The sequence below is a fragment of the Planococcus sp. ANT_H30 genome (assembly GCF_008369335.1).
Lineage (GTDB): Bacteria > Bacillota > Bacilli > Bacillales_A > Planococcaceae > Planococcus > Planococcus kocurii.
In genome coordinates, this window is sequence record NZ_VOBJ01000001.1 from 567,258 (window position 1) to 587,644 (window position 20,387).

A 20,387-nucleotide genomic window follows, 5' to 3' on the forward strand; every position below is an offset into this window, starting at 1 on the left:
TATAAAGTTATCAGTTAATGAAAACGCTGTCAACCGTTATATTTTCCATAATTCTGGTTGTGATGTGGAAATGGCTTTTGCTCCGCCATCGTAAGCAAGTTGAATGTCCTCTTTTGTCCGAATCAGTCCACCCGCAATAACCGGGATCCCCGTTTTATCGAAAACTTCCTTGATAACAGAAGGAATGATTCCCGGCAAAATTTCGATGTAATCGGGTTTCACTTGATTGATTAACTTGATGTTGTGCTCAAGCGCCTGACTGTCTAGCAAAAACAAACGTTGAATCGTCAGCAGCTTATTCTTCTTCGCCAAGGAGATAACATTGCTTCGTGTTGAAACGACACCATCTGGTTTCACTTCTCTAACCAGATACTCGAATCCATAAGCATCTGTTTTCAGTCCTTGAATCAAATCCACATGCAAAATCACTTTTTTATTCGCTGCTTTGGCGACTTGTACCAATTGCTTTAACTGCGCCAACCGTATTTCCAAAAAAATGATGTACTCATGATCGCTATTTAGTAAGCGTTCAAATTCTTTCATATTGCGCAAAACAGGCAAAACGCCTTTTAACTCATGCACCAGGTTTCCTCCTCAAATTGTTGCCATCCCTTTACGTACCATTATCCGCCCAAACCGCTTCCCATTCAAAGATTTCGTATTTTCTAGCACCTTCTACGATGTACGGATCTGCCTTCACCAATGCTTCACAGTTTGCAAATGACTCAGCTCGGTAAATAACAAGTCCGCCAGAGCCATCTACAAATTTCCCATTGACTACTACTTGTCCACTGTTGCGCTGGGCTGCTAGAAATGCCAAGTGCTGTGCTCGAAACTCCTGACTTTTGTCAGCGTCTTTCATGGGCAATAATACCGCGAAATATCTCATAAGAACATCTCCTTTCCCTTCATTATAATGAGAAAAATAAGAAAAGTCAGTTTTTCTTCACGAATCACATTGTGCGGCGCGCTATTATTACCATTTTATGGATATACTATCCGATTCTCTTAAAATACTGTCCAAACTGGCGAAATACTGTCCAGTTCAGATAGAATACTGTCCAACTCCTGTCATTTACTGTCCAAACCCTATCAATAGGATAAAATAGAGTGACCTACACTTGATTCAGGAGGAGCGAATCGAAAATGCAGATGACCAAAAAAAGACCTATTTAGCAATTAACGTTTATGCCCCGATTTTTCCCTATAAATTGCTATGTCGTAGATGAAGGAAAAGAGTTAACTTTAATTGATGCTGCCTTAGGATTTACTGCCAAACAGATTTTATTATCAATCAAGGTCATGAAAAAACCGTTAACCCAGATTGTCATTACCCGTGCACATATCGATCACTTGGGTGCACTTGATGCTATCAAGCAAGAATGGCCTGACGTTGTCGTTAGTATGTCTTCGCGCGACGCTCGCCTGCTTGCTGGTGACACTAGCCTGCTCTCTAGTGAGCCCAATTCACCGATAAAAGGTGGCATTCCGAAAACGATCAAAACGCCGCCTGATCGCCTTCTCGAAGAAGGTGACAGAATTGGTTCACTCGAAGTCGTAAGTACACCCGGTCACACACCTGGTTCCATTTCATTAATTGATACGCGCAACCGATTTCTCGTTGCCGGTGACGCTTTCCAAACACGCGGCGGTATCGCCGTTTCCGGTACAGTCAAAATATTATTTCCATTTCCTGCTTTTGCGACTTGGGACAAACAAGTAGCTCTTGAAAGTGCTCATAAAATTCGCCAGCTAACCCCTCAGTTGCTAGCAGTTGGACATGGGCAAATGATCGAAAAACCCCTTGAAGCTATTAACTTAGCAATTTTAGAAAGCGAGAAAAATCTTTACTATAAAGAGACTTAGTGTCACGTTAAGTATTCGGCTGAACACTTTTTCGCATAACCACTTTGTCATTTTTTGAAAAGGCACTGACTCTTAATTTGGTTACCAAGCCCTCTTTTCAACTTAGCCAACTCTAAAAAAATGTCCTTTTCTCGAAATCTATTTGAGGCAATTTCTTAAACTTAATTTTGCTGAACATCCCATTATTTTTTGGGGTAAATGTATCTTATTCCTCTCTCACAACTGTCATTCCTACTATTTCAGGACTATAATCATAGTAAGAGTATGGGAGGGATTAGCTATGGATATGGAGAAAAAAATAAAGCAATGGCAACAAGCTTCGTTAATAGATCAAGACACGGTAGACAGACTTTTAGCATTTGAAAAACGTCAACCTGCGCCTAAAAAATTACCGTTGCTTTTGATGATTGGGTTCATTTTCTTCTCTCTTGCCGTCTTTAGCTTTATCGCAGCAAACTGGCAGTTGATACCTGATGGAGCTAAAGTCGGGCTGATGCTGTCATTAATGTGGCTATTTTATAGTGTTGCTTATTTTTCAGAGAAAAAAGCTTTTGGTTATCCTCTGCTGTTTAGGGTCATTGGTCTCGCCATGTTTGGTGCTACTTTGCTGACAGTGGCACAAACTTTCCATTTTCCACTGGCAAATTCCTTTTTGCCTTGGGCGCTGTTTTTGGCCACAATCGCTCACTACTTTTACTGGCGACATGTTATTTATTCTGTTCTCGGATTTTTCTTTGGAGCAGCTGTTTTAATCTCATTCGTGCCTGAAATCGGTTGGCTAGAATGGAGCGTCTTCATTGTTATTGCAGCAGCTTGGTTTTACTTTAGTCGAACCTTTGCCCCTTTGGCATTCAGTTGGATGTTGCTATTCGCTTCTGGTTTTATGCTATGGATTCTAGTAGATTACAACAGTACACTATGGCCAATTTGGACTTTGTTTGCGCTCGTCTTGTTGTTCGCCATTATTCCTGAAAACAAGCAGCGAATGGTGCGACCGCTTTATCTAATTACAGCAGGTATGCTAATCGTCGTATACTTAGCGATTCGCGGACAAACGTTCATTGGTTTGATTGATAAAAGTCATTTCGCAGAAGCCGTCGCTCTAGCTTTTGCTGGTATCGCCGTTCTGCTTTTCAGTTTTTTCAAATTCCGTTCTCTCATGTGGATCGCACTTCCTGGCACCATTGGGTTATTGCTCTATGACGAAACAGCGATTGGCCTTGCAGTTGTTGCGGAATTAGGGGGCCTTGCCTACTTAATTATGGCCCAGCGTCAAAATCAACCTCTTGGACTAGGATTTGTCTATTTCATCGTTGTACAGTTTGTTATTTATATCATCTATGCATGGGAACGCCTCGACATGTCGCTGTTCTTCTTGCTTGGCGCTTTGCTGTTGTTCCTGTTATCAGCTGTAGCCTGGTGGATCAATCGCCGGAAAGAAGGTATCACGTCATGAAAACCTGGCTCTTCCCAATCGTCCAAACAGCCGTCGTCTTAATTCTACTGGTTAGTTATTACGCAGCGTCATGGTTCGGCGAGCAGTATGTGTTAAGAGCTGAACCTTTTGATCCAGTTGATCCATTTTACGGTGAATATGTTGCGCTGCAATACCCCGATTTGCAGTCAGCTTCTATCAACAATGACGATTCTGTTTATTTTACTTTAAAATCGGCAGATGATGGCTATGCGGTTATCGATCGTATTGAAAATGAAGCTTTCTTCGGAGCCATTAAAGGTTCTGTTTACAATGGTAACGTCACTGCACCACAATTAGAACAATTTTACGTCGAACAAGGGATGGGCCCTCAACTTGAAGCAGCGCGTGACTTGCAAGTGACTATAGACGTTTCTCGTTGGGGGACGCTTCGTCCAATCAGTTTACAACAACGGACAAAATAAAATACAAAAAAGTTCAATCAATAACTGATTGAACTTTTTTACTGTATATATAGAAAAGTTACTTTTAAAGCTTAGTGCCTTGGTACAGAGTCAACAGAATAGAATTTCACCGTTCAACTACTCGGAATTTACTATCCTTCAACTCCGTAATACTGCCCATAATCACTTTCCTGTTGAACTTTGACATTATTCAGCACGGCACCGAGCAAGCGAGCTTTTGTCGCAGTAGTAATGGCTTCTTTTGCTTTAAGCGCATAGGCCTTTTCGGTCTTTCCTGAGTTCACCACTAAAATTGTACCTTCGCATTTATTCGCTAAAATCACACTATCTGTGACAGATAATACGGGCGGTGTATCAAAGATTAGTAAATCGTAGGTGTCTAAGGCGTGTTCAAGAAGAAAATCCATATGATTCGAACTCAGCAATTCTGCAGGATTCGGTGGAATTGGACCAGATGGCAAAAGGTCTAGGTTTTTGATTTCAGCAGGCTGAATTGCCATTTTCAATGCAATTTGACGACTCAATACCGTTGAAAGCCCTCTTGTATTGGCAATATTAAATGTATGGTGCATAGTCGGTTTTCTCATATCAGCATCGATGAATAAAACACGCTTGCCTTCTTGAGCAAAAACAATCGCTAAATTCGAAGCCGTAGTCGACTTTCCTTCTGAATGAGAAGCCGATGTGACGACCAACGAACGGATATCTCCATCAGGAGAAGTAAAATGAATATTCGTTCGCAATGTTCTGAACTGCTCTGACACGCGTGATTTAGGATTAGTGAAGGTAATCAATTTTCTGTTTTTCACTTCTGGTTTCTTCTGTTGTCCGACCATTTTTATGCCTCCCTACGCTTAAAGGCAATCGGCTCATTAGCCGGGATGTCCTCTTCTTCATTCATCGGTGAAATTGCGCCGAGGACCGGTATTCCTAAAACGTTCTGAACATCTTCTTCACTTCTGAGTGTCGTATCCAAATAGCGTAAGATCATGGCCATGGCCATACCAATTAGAAGTCCGACAATTGCGCTAAGCAATATGTTTAATGGAGGATTTGGCGATACGGGTGCCTGACTTTCTGTGACTACGGCCGGTGATAAAATCGAAACATTATCGACATTCATTAGTTCGATAATTTCAGCTTCAAAAATTTCAGCAGTTTTATTTGCGATACCGACAGCTACAGCAGGATCTGCATCCATCACCGTTATATTGAGCAGCTGCGAACTTTCCGCGATTTCTACATTCACTTTTCCTTGTAACTCTTCGTATGACATTTCTAATCCCAATTGACTAATCACTTGCTCGAGTATCACCGGACTCTTAATAATTTCACTGTATGTAGCGACCAATTGCAGATCGGCTTCGATGCTTTGACTATCTACTACTACTTCACCGCGCTGTTGACTAATAAGCAACTGAGTAGATGTTTGATAGATGGGTGTAACTAAATAATACGATACCAATGCCGTGATAATCATAGCTACGATTGTGACAGTCAAAATCAAGCGAATTCTATTTTTTAATATCCCATAAATTTCACGCAAGCTGATCGTTTCTATCATTTCGCCAAACCTCCTTTCATTTAGAAATAGGGAAGCGCAAAGATGTTACCGCTCCAATATTCACTTCCTCAACCCTTTTCGTGTAGACCCAGCTATGGGACATCAACTCAATTATTGATGTCCCCGAGTTAAGATGTATCGCTTATCTTCTTCTGCAAGGACCTTATGTAGATTCCATGCGTCGGTTGTCTCTAATTCAACTAAGGAATTCGCTTGAAACGTGAGTTCATGTATCAATACGCATCTTTCGAGCCGAATAGTACTAAAATAGTTTTAAAAATCAGTTTGATATCCATCGTTGTATTTCGAGTGCGAATATATTCCAAATCCATTTCAACCCACTCCTGAAAACTAATATTACTCCTCCCGTTAACTTGCCAAAAACAAGTCAATCCTGGAGTTACGCTTATGCGTTGCTTTTCATAATTTGTGTATTGTGCCACTTCATCTGGTAACGCGGGTCTTGGACCGACAACCGTCATATCTCCATTGAGTACGTTAACTAGTTGAGGCAATTCATCAATACTCGTTTTTCTAATGAATTTCCCGATTTTAGTAATTCGTGGGTCGCTCTTGATTTTAAATACAGGCCCTGAAGCTTCATTTTGCTGCTGCAAAGAAGCTTTCAAGTCTTCTGCATTGCAGACCATTGATCGGAATTTATACATATCAAAGGTTTCTCCATGCTTTCCTACTCTTTTCTGCTTGAAAAATACAGGACCTCGAGGATCTTCCATTTTAATCAGCAGACCGATAAGGAGAAACAAAGGCATCAACATAATCAGCCCCACTAGCGAACCGGCAATATCAAGAAAGCGCTTCGTGTACAAATAACCATTGCTCGTATTTGTTTTTACGCTTTCAAATACCGCTTCGCTATACCTTATATTTAGATTTATTTTTTCTTTTTCAGGTGCGGACACTGACATTTGAATCACCACTTTCATTATGAATTCTCGTTATTATTCAGATGGGCACCACTTCAGCTATTTTTGCTGGAACAGGTCTACCAATTGAATGATAGTCAATTCCGCTTCTCTTCATTTCCTTTACAGAGAAACAATTTCTTCCATCAATAACGAGTGGCTTTTTCATCTTTTTGAATACTGCTAAATCTACATTTTTAAATTCATCCCAATCAGTCAATATTAATGCAGCATCACTATTTTCAATAGCTTCTTCAATTGATACCGCATATTGAACGAGCGGATTTAAAATGGATTTCGCATTAGTCATTGCGATAGGATCGTAGGCCACAACTTCTGCACCTTGCTTGATTAATTCTGTCGTCACAAAAATCGAAGCTGATTCTCGCAAATCGTCTGTATTTGGTTTAAAGGAAAGTCCCAATACAGCAATTTTTTTACCCAAAATAGTTGGAAGACAATCGTTTAACTTTCCAATCAAGATTCCCTGCTGTTTTTTGTTGACATTAACTACGCCTTTTAGCAACTCGAATTCATACTCGACATTTCCCGCGATTTGAATCAATGCTTTTGTATCTTTCGGGAAACAGGATCCTCCGTAACCAATTCCAGCTTTTAGAAACTGACTCCCAATTCGTTGGTCCATCCCCATGCCGTTTGATACATTTTCGATATCTGCCCCTAACAATTCGCAAATATTAGAGATTTCATTGATAAAACTGATTTTAGTTGCTAAAAATGCATTGGACGCATACTTGATCATTTCAGCACTTTTTATATCGGTTTTAAAAACAGGTACCTGGAACGGCTGATTAATCTGCTCAATTAGGCTAGCTGCGTATTCACTGTTTGCGCCAATAACAATGCGGTCTCCATGAAATGAGTCATAGATGGCCGATCCTTCTTTTAAAAACTCAGGATTCGAGACGACCTCAACCTTTATTTCATCGGTTAAATGACAGTGCATAATGTCTTTAATCATGTCATTTGTCCCGACTGGCACGGTGCTTTTAATGACGACGATGACATTGTGATTGATACAGTCAACAATATTGTGCGCCGCCTGAACCACAAAGGATAAGTCAGCAGAGCCATCACTTTTTTCAGGAGTTCCAACAGCGATGTAAATCACATCCGCTTGCTCGATCCCTTCGCGATGGTTGCTAGTAAAACTCAACCGCCGTTCATTGATATTTTTTGTCATTAATTCACTAAGTCCCGGTTCATAGATAGGTGATATCCCTTGTTGCATTTTTGCAACCTTCTCTTCGTTGACATCTATACAACTAACTCGATGCCCAATTTCAGCTAAACTTACGCCGGTTACCAACCCGACGTATCCAGTTCCTATGACAGCTATTTTCATACCGTTCCCCCCGAACTAAAGTAGTGGTGCAGCTGATTTTCCCGCCATTAATTCTTTGATAATGTTTTCTACGTCTTCTCCAAATTCGGGGCTATCTAAAGCGAATTCAATGGTTGTCCGCAAAAAGCCGAGCATTTCACCCACATCATAACGCTTGCCTTCAAAGTCGTAAGCGTAGACATTCTGCACTTCGTTAAGTTTTTGGATAGCATCGGTTAATTGAATTTCTCCACCGGCTCCAGCACTTTGTTTACCAAGAAAATCAAAAATTTCAGGTTCAAGAATGTAGCGTCCCATAATCGCCAAGTTTGAAGGGGCAGTTCCCAAAGTTGGCTTTTCCACAAAATTGCTAACCTCGTAGCAGCGTCCATCGATTCCGCTTGGATCAATGATTCCATATCGATGCGTTTCATGTTCTGGAACTTGCTGGACCCCAATAATAGATGATTGCATTTTATCGTACTGATCAATTAGCTGCTTTAAGCATGGTTTTTCAGCTTTTACAATGTCGTCCCCCAGCAGCACCGCAAAAGGTTCATTTCCAATAAACTTACGCGCACTCCAAACCGCATGTCCAAGACCTTTTGGTTCTTTTTGACGAATGTAATGAATTTCTACATTTGAGGTATGTTGAACTTTTTCAAGAAGTTCAAATTTACCTTTTTTAAACAAATTATCTTCGAGTTCAAAATTTTTATCAAAATGATCTTCAATGGCACGCTTTCCTTTACCCGTAACAATAATGATGTCTTCAATTCCTGATGCAATCGCTTCTTCGACAATATATTGAATAGTTGGCTTGTCTACGATTGGCAGCATTTCTTTTGGCATCGCTTTCGTTACTGGAAGAAATCGAGTACCAAGACCTGCTGCTGGAATAATTGCCTTTGTCACTTTTTTTGCCATAGTATTCACCCGCCTTTCGATTTTTCAGGACATCGATTTCTTTTTTCTACTCGACGCGAACCTTACTGTTATCAAAAAACAGGTTCTTTTGCGTGTAGCGCTAACCAGTGTCTCGTTCAGCATCGATAATTCCTGAATTGTAGTTTGAATAATTTACGATACTCAGCAAAAGTTCTTGTAAAGCGCAAATTATTTTCAGTTAATTTTAAATATTAAGGTAATTTCAACTATGTTTAAGTATGAGATACGATCATCTCTAGATTTCCATCAATAAAATAATTACCGATAGTCGATGGCACAATAAAGTTATCACCTTTTTTTACTGTGGAAACACTTTCTTCAGTTACAATTTGACCTGTACCATTGATAACACTGACTAGTAAAAAACGAGTCGTTAACGGGACTTCGACCTTTCCACCAAGCTTCCAATGATAAACCGTGAAGAATTCTCCTTCAATTAAGCGAGTAGACTCTAGATCCGTTAGTTGTTCTTTTAAATTGTCCTGTATGACTTGCATATGTGGACAAGTCATCACAGCCAATGCTTGTTCCAAATGTAATTCCCGTTTTTTTCCTTGTTGATCGATACGGTCATAATCATATAGACGAAATGTAATATCAGAACTTTGTTGTGTTTCCAAAATTACAATGCCTTTACCAATCGAATGCAGCGTCCCACTCGGAACATACACAAAATCTCCTTTTTTCACTTTGAGACTTTGAAACAACTTTCCCCATTCTCCTTTGACCATTAGCCGCTGAAACTCTTCTCTCGATTGCGCTTGATGCCCAATAATAATTTCGGCATCTTCTTCACAATCCAAAATATACCAACATTCTGTTTTTCCACTAGGCTTGTCAACAAGCTCTTTAGCGTATTGATCATTGGGATGTACCTGGACGGACAACTGGTCATTTGCATCGAGAATTTTTACGAGTAATGGAAACTCACTATCGGTGATTCTTGAACCGAATAACTGTGGGTAATTCCACCACACTTCCGATAAGCTCATTCCTTGCAGTTCACCATTCATGACAATAGACGGTCCATTTTCATGAGCAGATATGACCCATGCTTCTCCTGTCGTCTGAGAAGGAATATCGTAATTAAACAATTCCTGTAGTTTGCCTCCACCCCAAATTCTTTCTTGAAAAATCGGTTTTAAAAAAACCGGTTCCTTATACATGAGATTTCCTCCCATCATGGAAATAGCAAGTCACTTATACTTTAAAATTTTTCTTACATTATCCATAGCGAGCAATTAACTTCTCTTTGCAAATTTCTTCAATTTCTTCCCATTCATGCGAAGTACGGAAAATGTCTTCTTCAATTAGTTCACTACCAGTTTGAACTTCGATAATTTCCATATTGGTTGTGGCCTTTAATGTATGCTTAGCACCTAAAGGGATGTGAATGACATCGCCCGTTCTGACATGGCTTAATTGATCATTAAAAACAAAAATCCCTTCCCCTTTAACAATGGTCCACACTTCACTGCGTTTATAATGCATCTGATAGCTAAGGTTTTTCCCTGCATTTATGCCCAGCCGCTTGATCAATACTTCATTACCTTCTGCATACCGTGTATATTCCAATACACGGTACCACCCCCACCGTCGCTCTTCGTACATCGGACGGCTGTTAAAGCCTTCTACATATTCTTTTACTTTCGTACTAGCGTCTTTATCTGTCACCAAAATTCCATCTGGACTTGCTGCTACAACAACATTACTTAATCCCAGCAAAGTAATTGGGATGTCAAGTTCATTGACAATATGAGAATTTTCTACTCCTTTGCCAATAACTCCTTTGCCTGTTATTTGGACTGCCATTTCATCTGTCAACGTATTCCAAGTTCCTAAATCCTTCCAATACCCATCATAGGGCAGCGACACAATATGAGCTGTACGTTCAACAACTTCATAGTCAAAGCTGTTTTTTGGAAGGCGGTGATAGTTTCTCAGCAGTTGAGCGTATTCGATTGGCATTCCTCTTTCTTTTAACAGATCTATGATATAGCCCAATTTAAAGGCGAATACTCCGCAATTCCATAAAGCATGTTGTTCGATTAACTCTTCCGCTTGCTGCTCAGTTGGCTTTTCTTTAAAGTAATCTACTGTCAAATAGGAATTATCCTCTTGATTTTTCGGGATAATGTAACCGTATTTTGCAGAAGGGTACGTTGGTTTCACTCCCATTAATGCTAAATCTGCGCCAGACTCCAGCAATGCCTTTTCCAGATCCTGAACACGATTAAAAAATCGATTCTCAACATAAGGATCTACTGGCAGCATTCCTACCACTTCATCCAATCCGCACTTTTGGACAGAATAGAGATAAACAGCTGCAAGAGCGATTGCTGGAAATGTATCTCTTCTCTCTGGTTCAGTAACGACATGAACCCCTTGCCCCAATTGTGTTTTGATCATATCTATTTGTGAGCTACTCGTAGCGATAATGGAGTTTTCAGCCATTCCTGTTTGTTCGATTTGTTTCCAAACCCGCTGAACCATAGAAACTTTATTGCCATCTTCATCACTCAATACTTTAAGAAACTGCTTTGACCGTGCATCATTAGAAAGTGGCCACAAGCGTTTTCCTGATCCTCCTGATAACAAAACTAATCTCATAGTAAGTCCTCCTTCTCTCTATCCAACTCCATCAAAAAATAGTCCTTTGTACTTATTTTATAACTAAAATAACCAACGCACAAAAATGACATAGGTAATTTTTATCCTAAAGCAAAACTAAGTAACCACTGTTTTCATTCTTTTTAGTGAGGTATGACCCTATTATATATATAAATACCTAATATTTCAATGTAATTTTCTAATAAATTAGAAATATCAGATATATTTACCTATTTAACATCCCGAATGCTATTAAATCAAGCTTTCTAAGTTGTTTTATTATTCTTTTTTTTTAGAAATTAAAGGCATTTTTTAGTTTGTTAGCTGTCTAAACATCACGTGTTTGCAATTTACTTGTTTGCTTATCAAAAATCCACATTAAAAAACCACTTCTGAGAAATCAAATGATTTCTCAGAAGTGGTTTTTTAAACTGTAATTATTTTTTGTGGACAACTTCTTTATATTGCTTTGGTTGAAAAGTATGTTCAAGCGGTGAGTTGTCTGCCACTGCTTGGAGTACTTGACGATATTTGTTGATAGAGGTAGCTCTCGTTAAATTTTCCTCAAGATAAGCACGACCTTTTAAGCCCATCGATTTTAGTTCCCCTGGATCTAAGCTATGCAAATAATGAATGGCGTGAATAACACCCTCATAATTTTGCGGTTCAATGACCACTCCTGCTCCACTTTCAAAAATCAAACGTTGCACTTCGCTTCCTTGTTCCAAAACACCGAGAACTGGTTTTCCAGCTGCCATAACCCCATAAATTTTACTTGGCACAGAAACACCTTTAATGCCTTTTTGATTGACAACTAAATGAACATCCGCCGAATTCAATGAATACTTGAGAAATTCTTTCGGTTGATAAGGTAAGAATTTCACGTTTTCTAGATTTTTTTCAGCTGCGTATCGTTGAATCCGCTCTTTTACAGCGCCTTCTCCGATGAATAAGAAGACAATATCAGGCTGCTCCCTAAATTTGTCCGCCACTTGAATCAAGTTCTCTAGGTCGTAGTAGAGCCCTAGATTTCCTGAGTACATGACAATAAACTTGTCCTTTAAGCCATGCGTCTCCAAAAATCCACGTATCGCAGGCTCGCTTTTTTCAATTGGCACAATAGCATCTTCATCTGTCCAATTGCTAATAACGGTATAATTTGGCACTGTCTCATCTTCAAAACGGCCTCTCAAGGTTTCCGCCATGTCCTCACCGACGACCAGCACTTGGTCTGCGTAACTGCAATTTAGTTTATCGATTATTTTCGCGATTTTAAAAACGGACTGATTGTTAGTATAGGCCACTGCCTGAGCTTGTTCGGGATTAAAGTCATGAATACTATAAACATGCTTCGAACGTTTCAACAACTTACCGATAGTGCCGATCAATCCACCTAATACAGGAGGCTGAGAAATCGTGAAGATGACATCAGTTCCTTTTTCCTTCAATAAAGCAATATTGGCCAAGAAAAAGTAAGAAGAAATATACTTTAATCGACTAACTTTCGAGTTTTTATTCACCTCGGGTAGTTTAATGCGAACTACTTTAATCGTTTCTACGTATCCTTCTTCAAAGAGTTTTTTGCTTTGATGATTTTCGCCGGCATACCCTGGCTGCGCTGCAATTACCGTAATCGTAAAATCTTTTTGAAGATACCCAGTCAGCTCTGTCATCAACTGACTGGTCGCAGCTAAATCAGGATAAAAATAATTAATCACAAAAGTAATTTTCTTTTTACGTAGCATATGGCACTTCCTTTTCCAGAGAGCATGCAAAAAAAAGCCGTCTCCATTTAAAGTTTGTCAAAAATGGCAACTACAGAATCGGTGTATTTGTCTTCCGTATAAAATTCTTCGAATGTTTCTCGGCTCACTCTTCCAAGGCGCATACGTTCTGCATCATCGGATACCAAAGCTTTGATCGCAGTTTTGACGCCTTCAACTGTCGGTTCAATAACAACCCCGCAGTCTTTGATTAATTCTGCGATGATGCCCCGGTCTGAAGAAATAATCGGCAATCCAGCGGCCATTCCTTCGATAATAGACATCGGCTGACCTTCTACTTTGTATTTAGTTGGCAAAGCCATCATATCTGATTCTAGGAAAAAACGTTTTTTCTCTTCTCCTTGCTTGAGACCATGGTATTGAATACGCTGCTCCATCTCATTTGTCGCAATATAGCGTTGTACTTCTTGAAATTCACTTTCGTTTTGAATTCCACCAACTAAGTCTAACCGAAGATTATGGCCTTCTTTGATCAAAGCAGTCGTTGCTTTGATTAGTTCGACATAGCCTTTTTCGAACATCAGATTACTTAAATACAAGAGAGAAAGTGGTCCACTCTTCTTCTCTTGACCCACTTCATTTTTTAAGATGAAGTCTGCAGGTATGCCGTTAGATACTACTTCAATGCGATCGACATAACCGCGATAATTAGTTGACAATTTTTCACCTAACACAATGCCGACATCAATTTTTTTCAGCGTATTAACAACAAATTTTTCTGTGATTCCAGAAGTTGCGTCAATCGTCCCACCTAAATTATTCCCATGTAAATGACTCACTACTTTGCCGCGTCCTACTACTTTACAGGCTTGAATCATTACACAATCTCGTAAAAGTCCCATTTTTGTCTGTGAAATTGAAATATACAAAATCGGATTTTTCATCCGAAGGGACAGCAAGATCGAATAACCAATGGCAAAAGAATCGTGAAACAATTTATCAAAAGAAAGAGCGCCAGGATGTTCAAAATCTTTGCGACTTAAATTGATTTTTTTCACTTTATATTGCCTGTGTAGCCTGTCAGAATTGTATAAAGATTGAAGAGCGATACTCTCTCCTAATATCGGAGGTGGCAAAGGTCCAACAAATATTAAATCCCTTTTTTGTGTTCTAGTCATTCTAAATCCCCTCCTTGAACTAAGCTCTGCTTGCCCGCTATTCATGTGTATCAAATGCTAATGAGAATCAGTAGAGTTTAACGCAGGTTTGTCTACTAAATCTTTTTCGAACGATGAAATAATAAAATAAATAAGAATAAAAATAGGTAAGATAATGACTAACGGCTTAATGAAATAAATAAAACCATACCAAAATACGCGCGCAATGGTTAGCACAATCCAGTAATAGCCTAGCGCCAAACCAAATTTCCCAAACAGTTTTTTTAGTACAAAGGCTGGTATGAAAATAACTGCATACGTAACAAATGGCGCTGCAATCAGTCCAAGGACTTCGTAATTCAAGTAAAATTCACCATATACAAACAAGCCATAATTTGTATGAATCAGCGAAGCAACGAGATGAGCCGCTTGCGGACTCTGGGCTTCAATTCCAAAAAAAGACGGAATGAGCTGAGGGATGTAATCGATGAGCGTATAGTAATTGCCATAGCTTTGAGTGACCTCAATGGCAGCCGCTGTTGAATAAACCAAATCTTGAACAGTCGGGTAATTAATGAGAATTGATACAGAATCCACAATTGCTTCTACATCAAAAATGAGTCCTGAATGCCTAACCAAACCCAAATAAGAAAACACCAGCAATCCTCCTGCAATCAACGCTGCTTTTTTAAAGGAAAATTTTGACTTCACCACATCCAGCTTTTTAGTTGCAGTTAACAACATATACAGAATGAGCAACAACCCTAAAATATCAACTCTCGCATAATGCGATAACAACCAAAACGGTACAAATAATAACGCAAATTTTCGAATCGCACTGCCTTTAACACCCATTAGCACAAAGAAATAGGAAATTACGACGACAGAATTCCAAGCATTTCCCGGCAATAAGCTAGGCGACAAATCCTTATAGGCTAAGCCTGGCAGATCAGGTAAATAGATAATAGAAGAGACGATAGCTAATGCACTGAACACCCATGTCGCCAATAAACTATGGACCGTCCCTGAATAATAGGACAAAATTTTAGCATCGTAATTGCTATAGGTTTTATTGGTCATCCACAGCAGTATCGACCAAATGTAGTAGAAAAACAGCGCACTAAATGCCAATGTATAAAAGTGTTTTTCAATGAGGTGAGTGCGGTCATTGAATAATGCTTGCACTTCTCCTATCGGTGCAAAACCGAGTATGCTAATAATGGGTAAAAACAACAGCACTAGCGAAAAAGAAGCAAAACCTATTTTGAAGATGTAGATGTCCATAACTAATTTAAGAGAAAAAATAAGCAAAATGAACAGGTTCCATGGATCTTCACTATTGAAAGTCTGGCCTAAGTGAAGTAAATAATAGATCACTGAAATCCCAGTTATTAAATTAACGATGATAAACAGGACTTTTTCAAATCGATCATCGGCCTCAATATGCTTTTCCATCGTCTCATCCCTTTATTTATGATTCCCTTTGCAACAACCCAATTTTTACCTACCTATTTCAAGAAGGTGCATCCACAGATAGAAGATGAGATTTTTTATTGGTTTTTTTGGATTGTGTATAGAGATAGACTAAAATCTTCAAATTTAAAAAAGTAGAAATATAATAGAAGAGAAACTTTAATGACATTCGATTATTTTTGAACGCTTCTATCAATATATTTCTAGACAGCTTTATCGTTTCTTTGTTTTGATCCGTAATACCAGCTCTGAAAATAACTTTCCAAATAGTTAAAGCAAAACGATGAAAAGTGGCTTTGCGTTGTTTTCCCGCTAACTCTCTGTACTTTTCAAAAATACTCAAATGACCACTGAGCACCGAATTTACATTCGTTGTGATGCGTTCACCACTGTGATGATAAAACAGCACAAGACTTTCTTTAACAAAATCAAACTCAGTGATTTGCGCTAGTCTTATGTACAAATCCCAGTCCTGGCAACTGGGCAAACTAGAATCGAAACCTTCCGTCTGATCTAATATGTCTTTTCTCACTAATACAGAAGAAGTCGTGTCAATATAATTAAATTCAAACAATTTGGCTAATATATCACCTCGAAACTCAGGAGTTATTTTACGAGTAGATTGATTGTTTTCGTCCACTACTTGAACTCCAGTGTAGATTACACCTACATTCGGTTTTCCTTCAAATTGTTTTAGTTGTTTTTCCAATTTTTTCGGAAGCCATTGATCGTCTGAATCTAAAAAGCCAATATAATCTCCTGTGGCTCGTTTGATCCCAGTGTTTCTAGCTTCCGATCCCCCTTTGTTCTTACTGTGTTTAAGATAAATAATTCGTTCATCCGCCATCTTCTCTACGACTTTCGCTGTATCATCTGTCGAAAAATCATCAATAATAATGATTTCCAAGTTCTGATGACTTTGGTTCTCTAAACTTTTCACCGCTTTTTTCAGCAACTCTGAACGATTATACGTCGGAATAATAACGCTAACTTTATCATTTGAAGCCACCATTACATTCGATCCCCCCACTCGGATAAGGAACTTCCCTTCGACTAATACTCAACGATCGTAGTTCTTTCTTCTTTCAACAAATTGCAGTCGTGCGTGACCATGATTTCTACAAGTTCTTCAAATGACGTCGCAGTTGGATTCCACCCAAGTAGTTTTTTCGCTTTTGAAGGGTCTCCCATTAGTTGCTCAACTTCTGACAAACGGAAATATTCGGGATTGACTTCCAGCACAACGTCTCCTGTTTTTGCATTGATGCCTTTTTCGTCAATTCCTTCTCCTTGCCATTCAATTTCAATTCCTGCATATTTAAACGCAAGCGTCGCAAATTCACGAACGGTATGCATTTCTCCTGTCGCAATGACAAAATCTTCAGGCGTCTCATGCTGTAAAATTAGCCACATGCATTCCACATAATCCTTGGCATAACCCCAGTCCCGCCTAGCATCCAGGTTACCAAGCAACAGTTTATCTTGTTTGCCACTGGCGATGCGTGCGACTGCCATCGTAATTTTTCGCGTTACGAAGGTTTCACCACGACGCTCTGATTCGTGGTTGAACAGAATCCCATTGACTGCGAACATATCATAAGATTCACGATAGTTTTTCGTAATCCAGTAGCCATAAAGTTTCGCCACACCGTAAGGAGAACGAGGATAAAATGGCGTCGTTTCCTTTTGTGGAACTTCTTGCACTTTGCCGTAAAGTTCTGAAGTAGAAGCTTGGTAAATTCGTGTTTTTTTCTCTAGCCCTAAAATACGTACTGCTTCTAAAATACGTAAAGTTCCAATACCATCCACATCTGCTGTATATTCAGGCGTCTCAAAGGATACTTTTACATGAGACATTGCTGCTAAATTGTAAATTTCATCTGGTTTAATTTCGCTGATTAACCGAATAATATTAGATGTATCGGTCATGTCCCCGTAATGAATATAAAAATTCTCACTCGACTTTAGTTCTTCAATATATAGGTGTTCAATACGTCCCGTATTAAAACTAGAACTTCTACGAATAATGCCGTGGACTTCATAACCTTTGTCTAGTAAGAAATCTGATAGAAACGAACCGTCTTGCCCGTTAACTCCTGTGATCAATGCCTTTTTCATGATTTTCCCCCTCAAGTGGTTATGGTTGTATTTTTTTCTACATGTTCTAAAAACCATTTATAAGCTAACTCTAAGCCATCATCTAACGAAATTCCCGCTTCCCATCCGAGATTTTTTAGACGACTAACGTCTACTAATTTGCGCGGAGCTCCATCAGGTTTTGATGTATTGAAAACGATTTCTCCTTGGTACCCAACCGTCTCCCCAATTTTCTCTGCCAACTCTTTAATCGAAATATCTTTCCCCATTCCGATATTAACCAAATCATTGCCGCTGTAAGTATTCATCAAGTAAACCGCAGCATCAGCCAAATCATCTGAGTAAAGAAATTCTCGTTTTGGCGCTCCCGTTCCCCATACCTCCACAGTCGTTATGTGATTCATTTTCGCCTCATGGAATTTCCGAATTAATGCGGGTAGAACATGGGAACTCGTTAAATCGAAATTATCATTCGGTCCATATAAATTTGTTGGCATAATCGAAATAAAGTCAGTGCCGTATTGACGGTTATAGGATTGGCACATTTTAATACCGGCAATTTTGGCAATTGCGTAAGGCTCATTCGTCGGCTCAAGTTCACCAGTCAACAACGAGTCTTCTCTCATCGGCTGTGCTGCTAGTCTCGGATAAATACACGTACTGCCTAGAAACAGTAGTTTTTTCACATTATTTTGGTAAGCTGTATCAATCACATTTGTTTGAATCATTAAATTATCTCGAATAAAATCTGCTGGATAATCGTTATTAGCAACAATGCCACCTACTTTTGCAGCAGCTAAAAATACATAGTCAGGTCGCTCTTTTTGAAAGAATGCACTAACCTGACCGGCTTTTGTCAAATCCAATTCTTGGCTAGTCCGAAATACGAGATTCGTATACCCATTTTTCTGTAGGTTTCTCACAATTGCAGAGCCTACAAGGCCCCGATGTCCAGCTACATAAATTTTTGAATCTAACTTCATAAGTACCCCACCTTTTTTTCAGCCTATGCCATTATGAGTTCATGGATGCTGGAATTTATTACATGTTCCTCAGAAAAAAGATAATTACTAACTATAAAACCTTTGTACCCAAGACTATATACTTACTAATTGATTTTTTTCTTATTCTAACACATAATAACCTAAATATTACAGATTATTTAGACTATTTGATAATTAATATGAATTCTCTTTTATTTTAACAACAAACTTTCAACCAATCTGCTAAAACTTTTTTCATGCATAGCGATTAGACTCGTCTCCCCCAGCTGTTTGCCGTATTTTTTCACCCTTCTTTAATCGCTGTTCTTTTTTGAAAAAAACTCTTTACTTCTATTACTAGCTCACGTTGATTTAAGAATACTAACAAGCTGTAAATTAGCATTCCGATAATGACATCGATCGTCATAATACCAAGTGGCCCAACTTTCGTTAGCTGAGTATTTAGAATATACAAAGGCGCTAACATAATAACTGAGTGAATGACCGGCTTAGCAATTGCTCTATTTAGTTCACTTAAACTATCACCAATAATTTGACGAATCCTGACAAAATAACTGACATAAAATAAAACCAGTCTGAGTACACCAACCGCTAAGGCAACAATAACGACACTTCCTGATAAACCGGCGAAAAAGACAACAATTGGAATAATCGCTAATTGAACCAATTGCCAGTAAAAGCTCCATCTTACTTTCCCCACTGCAATAAATAAGCTGCCACTTGGATTACCCAAAGCTTTGAACAAAGCATATAGACAAAGGATTTGAATAATGACTGTGCTTTGTTTCCAGTCATCTCCAAGCACTACTGGAACTGCATACGGTGCTAACACTACTACTCCTGCCAATAACGGTGCATTAAAGCTCGTTAACATATGGGTTATGAATAAATAGGTTCTACGCAACTTGCTTTTATCCAGCTGAATTTTCGAAAACACCGGAAAGGCTACCCGATTAATCATGGAATTTAATTTCTGAACCGGCTGCATAATTAGGTTCATGGCCATGCTGTAATAACCAAGTGCCGCTGAACCAAGAACAATGCCGACAATCATTTGATCAATTTTCGTCGTGAAATAATTGATGCTGGTCGATCCTAGACGATACATACCAAATGCGACAAATCCTTTAATAGCGGTCCAAGAAAATAGCCATTGCGGCCTCGTTTCTGGATTTCGGTATCCTTCAATTACCCACGGAACACTCCTAAACACTGACATAACGATATGGCCATACACTAAAGACCACGGACCAAGATCTGTAAAAATAGCCAAACAAATAGTCAGCATCACACCAACAGTTGTTGCTAAAATTTCATTTTTTGTAATCTGCAGAAACTCCAATTTTTTTGTGGCAAGTGTTTGGAATTGTAATCCAAACGGTAAAATGAGAAAGCTAATGCCCACTACTTGAATCATCGACGTTAAGCTCGGTTGATCAAACAACCCTGCGATTAAAGGAGCCGCAAGTAACAAGACAATAAATAGCACCAGTCCAACAAAAATAGAAAACCAATACAAACTTGACAACTCAATTTTGGTGATTTTCTCTTTCTGAATAATGGCATCGGTTATTCCCATCTCCAGAAATAATTGAGAAAACTGAATGACAATTTGGACCATCGCAATTAGTCCGAAAACTTCTGGCCCCAATACTTTACCTAAAATCAGCAATTGAGCGATTTGAAGGACACTGGTTACGAGCATGGAGATGGAAGTGAGTTTTACACTGCTTACTGCTTGGTTTTTCAAAGACGCCATAAGTCATTCCTCTAA

At 39.0% G+C, this 20,387-nt stretch carries 19 protein-coding genes; 3 read left to right on the top strand and 16 right to left on the bottom strand.

The window, feature by feature from the left end; genetic code table 11:
* Nucleotides 1-36 precede the first annotated feature (36 nt).
* Nucleotides 37-582: a glycerol-3-phosphate responsive antiterminator gene (locus FQ085_RS02760; protein ID WP_058384621.1), complete on the bottom strand. Its 546-nt coding sequence runs from the start codon at nucleotides 580-582 to the stop codon at nucleotides 37-39.
* 31 nt (nucleotides 583-613) lie between these two features.
* Nucleotides 614-889: a YciI family protein gene (locus FQ085_RS02765; RefSeq protein ID WP_058384620.1), complete on the bottom strand. Its 276-nt coding sequence runs from the start codon at nucleotides 887-889 to the stop codon at nucleotides 614-616.
* A 299-nt stretch (nucleotides 890-1,188) separates the two neighbouring features.
* On the opposite strand from FQ085_RS02765, the gene FQ085_RS02770 reads away from it, so the two are divergent.
* The 3 genes from FQ085_RS02770 (at nucleotide 1,189) to FQ085_RS02780 (ending at nucleotide 3,765) form a co-directional block, all read left to right on the top strand.
* Entirely contained in the window at nucleotides 1,189-1,866 is a 678-nt protein-coding gene (locus FQ085_RS02770; protein ID WP_262499740.1) for an MBL fold metallo-hydrolase, read from the top strand.
* A 280-nt stretch (nucleotides 1,867-2,146) separates the two neighbouring features.
* Nucleotides 2,147-3,322 carry a DUF2157 domain-containing protein gene (locus FQ085_RS02775; protein WP_149455846.1) on the top strand — a complete coding sequence of 392 codons (1,176 nt, stop codon included), beginning with the start codon at nucleotides 2,147-2,149 and terminating at the stop codon, nucleotides 3,320-3,322.
* Nucleotides 3,319-3,765, top strand: a complete 447-nt coding sequence (locus FQ085_RS02780; protein ID WP_058384617.1) for a GDYXXLXY domain-containing protein — start codon at nucleotides 3,319-3,321, stop codon at nucleotides 3,763-3,765. The genes FQ085_RS02775 and FQ085_RS02780 overlap by 4 nt, the downstream gene beginning before the upstream one ends.
* A gap of 131 nt (nucleotides 3,766-3,896) precedes the next feature.
* On the opposite strand, the gene FQ085_RS02785 is transcribed toward FQ085_RS02780, so the two are convergent.
* The 14 genes from FQ085_RS02785 to FQ085_RS02850 form a co-directional block, all read right to left on the bottom strand.
* Nucleotides 3,897-4,601: a CpsD/CapB family tyrosine-protein kinase gene (locus FQ085_RS02785; RefSeq protein WP_149455847.1), complete on the bottom strand. Its 705-nt coding sequence runs from the start codon at nucleotides 4,599-4,601 to the stop codon at nucleotides 3,897-3,899.
* A gap of 2 nt (nucleotides 4,602-4,603) precedes the next feature.
* A complete protein-coding gene (locus tag FQ085_RS02790; protein WP_149455848.1) occupies nucleotides 4,604-5,329 on the bottom strand; it encodes a YveK family protein in 726 nt (241 codons plus the stop codon).
* Nucleotides 5,330-5,562: 233 nt separating this feature from the next.
* Nucleotides 5,563-6,276, bottom strand: coding sequence for a sugar transferase (locus FQ085_RS02795; RefSeq protein WP_149455849.1), 714 nt, complete (start codon nucleotides 6,274-6,276; stop codon nucleotides 5,563-5,565).
* A 19-nt stretch (nucleotides 6,277-6,295) separates the two neighbouring features.
* The gene (locus tag FQ085_RS02800) at nucleotides 6,296-7,621 is read right to left on the bottom strand and encodes a UDP-glucose dehydrogenase family protein (RefSeq protein WP_149455850.1); all 1,326 of its coding nucleotides are present in this window, start codon (nucleotides 7,619-7,621) and stop codon (nucleotides 6,296-6,298) included.
* Between the two features lie 15 nt (nucleotides 7,622-7,636).
* The gene (gene galU, locus FQ085_RS02805; RefSeq protein ID WP_149455851.1) at nucleotides 7,637-8,527 is read right to left on the bottom strand and encodes a UTP--glucose-1-phosphate uridylyltransferase GalU; all 891 of its coding nucleotides are present in this window, start codon (nucleotides 8,525-8,527) and stop codon (nucleotides 7,637-7,639) included.
* 233 nt (nucleotides 8,528-8,760) lie between these two features.
* Entirely contained in the window at nucleotides 8,761-9,714 is a 954-nt protein-coding gene (manA, locus tag FQ085_RS02810) for a mannose-6-phosphate isomerase, class I (protein ID WP_149455852.1), read from the bottom strand.
* 58 nt (nucleotides 9,715-9,772) lie between these two features.
* Nucleotides 9,773-11,158, bottom strand: coding sequence for a sugar phosphate nucleotidyltransferase (locus FQ085_RS02815; protein WP_149455853.1), 1,386 nt, complete (start codon nucleotides 11,156-11,158; stop codon nucleotides 9,773-9,775).
* Nucleotides 11,159-11,595: 437 nt separating this feature from the next.
* The gene (locus tag FQ085_RS02820; protein WP_149455854.1) at nucleotides 11,596-12,903 is read right to left on the bottom strand and encodes a glycosyltransferase family 4 protein; all 1,308 of its coding nucleotides are present in this window, start codon (nucleotides 12,901-12,903) and stop codon (nucleotides 11,596-11,598) included.
* A 47-nt stretch (nucleotides 12,904-12,950) separates the two neighbouring features.
* Entirely contained in the window at nucleotides 12,951-14,060 is a 1,110-nt protein-coding gene (locus FQ085_RS02825; protein ID WP_149455855.1) for a glycosyltransferase family 4 protein, read from the bottom strand.
* Nucleotides 14,061-14,117: 57 nt separating this feature from the next.
* Nucleotides 14,118-15,494: a hypothetical protein gene (locus FQ085_RS02830; RefSeq protein ID WP_149455856.1), complete on the bottom strand. Its 1,377-nt coding sequence runs from the start codon at nucleotides 15,492-15,494 to the stop codon at nucleotides 14,118-14,120.
* 58 nt (nucleotides 15,495-15,552) lie between these two features.
* Entirely contained in the window at nucleotides 15,553-16,524 is a 972-nt protein-coding gene (locus FQ085_RS02835; RefSeq protein ID WP_149455857.1) for a glycosyltransferase family 2 protein, read from the bottom strand.
* Nucleotides 16,525-16,565: 41 nt separating this feature from the next.
* A complete protein-coding gene (gene gmd, locus FQ085_RS02840; RefSeq protein WP_149455858.1) occupies nucleotides 16,566-17,630 on the bottom strand; it encodes a GDP-mannose 4,6-dehydratase in 1,065 nt (354 codons plus the stop codon).
* An 11-nt stretch (nucleotides 17,631-17,641) separates the two neighbouring features.
* Complete coding sequence (gene fcl, locus FQ085_RS02845; protein WP_149455859.1) at nucleotides 17,642-18,592, bottom strand: GDP-L-fucose synthase; 951 nt, start codon at nucleotides 18,590-18,592, stop codon at nucleotides 17,642-17,644.
* A gap of 304 nt (nucleotides 18,593-18,896) precedes the next feature.
* Nucleotides 18,897-20,372, bottom strand: a complete 1,476-nt coding sequence (locus FQ085_RS02850) for an MOP flippase family protein (protein ID WP_149455860.1) — start codon at nucleotides 20,370-20,372, stop codon at nucleotides 18,897-18,899.
* Nucleotides 20,373-20,387 lie beyond the last annotated feature (15 nt).